This is a genomic window from Streptomyces sp. SM1, assembly GCF_002910825.1.
In the GTDB taxonomy this organism is placed as follows: Bacteria; Actinomycetota; Actinomycetes; order Streptomycetales; family Streptomycetaceae; genus Streptomyces; species Streptomyces okerensis.
Map to the genome: position 1 here is coordinate 1 of NZ_NEUB01000265.1, position 3173 is coordinate 3173.

The 3173-nt window shown below is 73.8% G+C and carries 4 protein-coding genes; all 4 read left to right on the forward strand.

Annotated elements, in window-relative coordinates; genetic code table 11:
* On the forward strand, window positions 1–775 hold a 775-nt coding region (locus B9S61_RS06240), incomplete at its 5' end, for an LD-carboxypeptidase (protein ID WP_103541292.1).
* 73 nt (window positions 776–848) lie between these two features.
* Window positions 849–1424: a GNAT family N-acetyltransferase gene (locus tag B9S61_RS06245; RefSeq protein WP_103541293.1), complete on the forward strand. Its 576-nt coding sequence runs from the start codon at window positions 849–851 to the stop codon at window positions 1422–1424.
* Window positions 1425–1435: 11 nt separating this feature from the next.
* Window positions 1436–1600, forward strand: a complete 165-nt coding sequence (locus tag B9S61_RS40680; RefSeq protein ID WP_219819897.1) for a hypothetical protein — start codon at window positions 1436–1438, stop codon at window positions 1598–1600.
* On the forward strand, window positions 1588–3173 hold a 1586-nt coding region (locus B9S61_RS06250), incomplete at its 3' end, for a DUF5107 domain-containing protein (RefSeq protein WP_103541294.1). The genes B9S61_RS40680 and B9S61_RS06250, both read left to right, overlap by 13 nt.

Here is a 3173-nt window from a genome sequence, read left to right on the forward strand (position 1 = left end):
CCTCGGCCGGGACGGCCGGTTCGGCTATCTCGCGGGCAGCGACGCCGACCGGGCCGCCGATCTGCAGTCCGCCTGGTGCGACCCGTCCGTCGACGCGGTGATCTGCGCCCGCGGCGGCTACGGCGTCCAGCGCATGGTCGACGCGCTCGACTGGGAGGCGATGCGGGCGGCCGGACCGAAGGTGTTCGTCGGATTCAGCGACATCACCGCCCTGCACGAGGCGTACGCGGTCCGGCTCGGCCTCGTCACCCTGCACGGGCCGATGGCCGCGGGCCTCGACTTCGTCAAGAGCGCGCGGGCCCAGGACCACCTCAGGGCCACCCTCTTCGCCCCCGAGAAGGTCCGCACCCTCACCTCCGACGGCACCGCGCTCGTCCCCGGACGGGCGCGCGGCGTCACCCTCGGCGGCTGCCTCTCCCTGCTCGCCGCCGGCCTCGGCACCCCGCACGCCAGACCCACGGCGCGCGGCGGACTGCTGTGCCTGGAGGACGTGGGGGAGGAGACCTACCGGATCGACCGCTACCTCACCCAGCTGCTGCGGGCCGGCCTGCTGGACGGGGTGAGCGGCCTGCTGCTCGGCTCGTGGGCGCAGTGCGAGCCGTACGAGGGGGTACGGGCGCTGCTCGCCGACCGGCTCGGCGGCCTCGGCGTGCCGGTGGCCGAGCAGTTCGGGTTCGGCCACTGCGACGACGCGCTCACCGTGCCCTTCGGTGTCACGGCGGAACTCGACGCCGACGCGGGCACGCTGACGCTGGACGAACCGGCGCTGAGCTGAAGCACCGCCCGGACCACGGCGGGCGGGAGCCGACGCCGCGCGCGGGTCCGGCGGCGCGTCGTAGGGTGGCAGGGTGCCGCACACCGCTTCCCGCTACCTCGCCGAGAGTGCCCGCGTGGGGCTGCGTCACTTCACCCACGCGGACGGCGCCGAGTTCACCGCGCGCGCCCGGGAGAGCAAGGACCTGCACCACCCCTGGCTGTTCCCGCCGGACAGCGCGGCCGCGTACGCCGCGTACGTGGGGCGGCTGATCGAGGACCGCACCAAGGCGGGGTTCCTGGTCTGCGAGAAGGAGGCGGACGGGGCCCTCGCCGGGTTCATCAACATCAACAACATCGTCGCGGGCGGCTTCCTGTGCGGCGCGCTCGGCTACGGCGCCTTCGCGCACGCGGCGGGGCGCGGACTGATGCGCGAGGGGCTTGACCTCGTCGTGCGGTACGCCTTCGGCCCGATGCGGCTGCACCGGCTGGAGATCAACGTGCAGCCCGGCAACGCGGCCTCCATCGCCCTGGCCCGCGCCTGCGGATTCCGCCTGGAGGGCTTCTCCCCGAAGATGCTCTACATCGACGGCGCCTGGCGCGACCACGAACGCTGGGCGGTCACCAGTGAGATGACGCATGTCGTTGAGGAACGGACTCCCCGTACGTGACGATGACCGGCATGCGGAACATCGCCGTCGTGGACGCCCCCTCCGACCACGACCCCGACCCCGACGCGACGGCCGGCGCCCTGCTCACCGACACGGGTGGTCACCGCCTTCGCGCGAACCCGGCCCGTAGCGACCCTGTTCAGGCGGACGCCGGGCGGCTTCCATGGAGATCGTGACGACGATCCGACGTGAGGTACTGACACTGCCCGCCGCATCCCTGGGCCCCGACAACCCGCTGCCCCCGCTGCGCCCCCTCGACGAGATGCACCGTATCGAGGACCGCGACAAGGCCGGCCTGCCGCGCGACATGGCGCGGCAGATCGGCCACGCACCCCTGCACAGCCTGCTGCCCGTCCCCGTCCGGGACGGCTACGACCGCGACCGCGAGCCCCGGCCCGTCGACGCCCTCGTGATCGAGAACGACCGGCTGCGCGCCACCGTGCTGCCCGCCCTGGGCGGCCGGATCGCCTCCCTCGTGCACAGGCCCACCGGCCGTGAACTCCTCTACCGCAACCCGGTGTTCCAGCCCGCCAACTTCGCCCTCAACGGTGCCTGGTTCTCCGGCGGCATCGAATGGAACATCGGTGCCACCGGCCACACCACCCTGTCCTGCTCACCCGTGCACGCCGCCCGCGTCCCGGCCCCCGACGGCGGGGAGATGCTGCGCCTGTGGGAGTGGGAACGGCTGCGCGACCTGCCCTTCCAGGTCGATCTGTGGCTGCCGGACGGCTCCGACTTCCTGTACGTCGGCGTCCGGATCCGCAACCCGCACGAGAAGCCGGTGCCGACCTACTGGTGGTCCAACATCGCCGTCCCCGAGGAGTGCCGCGTCCTCGCCCCCGCGGAGCGGGCCTATCTCCCCCACTGCCTGAACGGCGTGGGAGGTGCCCCCATCGGCTACGAGCAGCGCCTGAGCCGGGTGCCCGTCCCGGAACACGACGGCGTGGACCGTACCCACCCGCCCCGCAGCACCTACCCCGCCGACTACTTCTACGACGTTCCCGACGACCGCAGGCGCTGGATCGCCGCACTGGACGCCGACGGACACGGCCTCGTGCAGACCTCCACCGACGTCCTGCGCGGCCGCAAGCTGTTCGTGTGGGGCCGGGGACCCGGCGGGCGGAGCTGGCAGCGGTGGCTCACCGAGCCCGGCACCGGCGGCTACTGCGAGATCCAGGCCGGACTCGCCCGCACCCAGCTGGAACACGTCGCGCTGGACGCGGAGAGCGAGGTGTCCTGGCTGGAGGCGTACGGACCGTTCGACGCGCCGCCTGAAGGGGAGCGGAGCGGTGTGCTGGCCGAGGCGGAGACCCGGCTCGAAACGGTCCTGCCGCGTGCCGGGGTCGACGCCGCGTACGCCGCCTGGCAGCCGTACGCCGACACCGAACCCGGCGAGCGGCTCGCGACGGGTTCCGGCTGGGGCGCGCTGGAAGTGCTGCGGGCCGGCTGGAAGCTGCCCGGCACCCCCTTCGACGGGACCACGCTGACCGAGGAGCAGGAGCCCTGGCTGCACCTGCTGCGCGCCGGTTCGTTCCCGGAGACGGCCGCCGGCCGGCCACCCGGCGGGACGCTCGTCGCGCGGCACTGGCGGGACATGCTGGAGACCGCGCCCGCGACGCCTCTCACCGAGTACCACCTGGGCGTCGCCCAGTGGCACGCCGGGGACCGGGCCCAGGCGGAGCGCAGTTGGGAGCGGGGGCTGCGGCACGCGTCGTCCGCGTGGCCGGCGCTGCGCTGCCTCGCCGTCGC

Excerpts from the sequence above, each read along its gene's own strand:
- B9S61_RS40680 (WP_219819897.1), top strand. The coding sequence starts at position 1,436 with ATGCGGAACATCGCCGTCGTGGACGCCCCCTCCGACCACGACCCCGAC.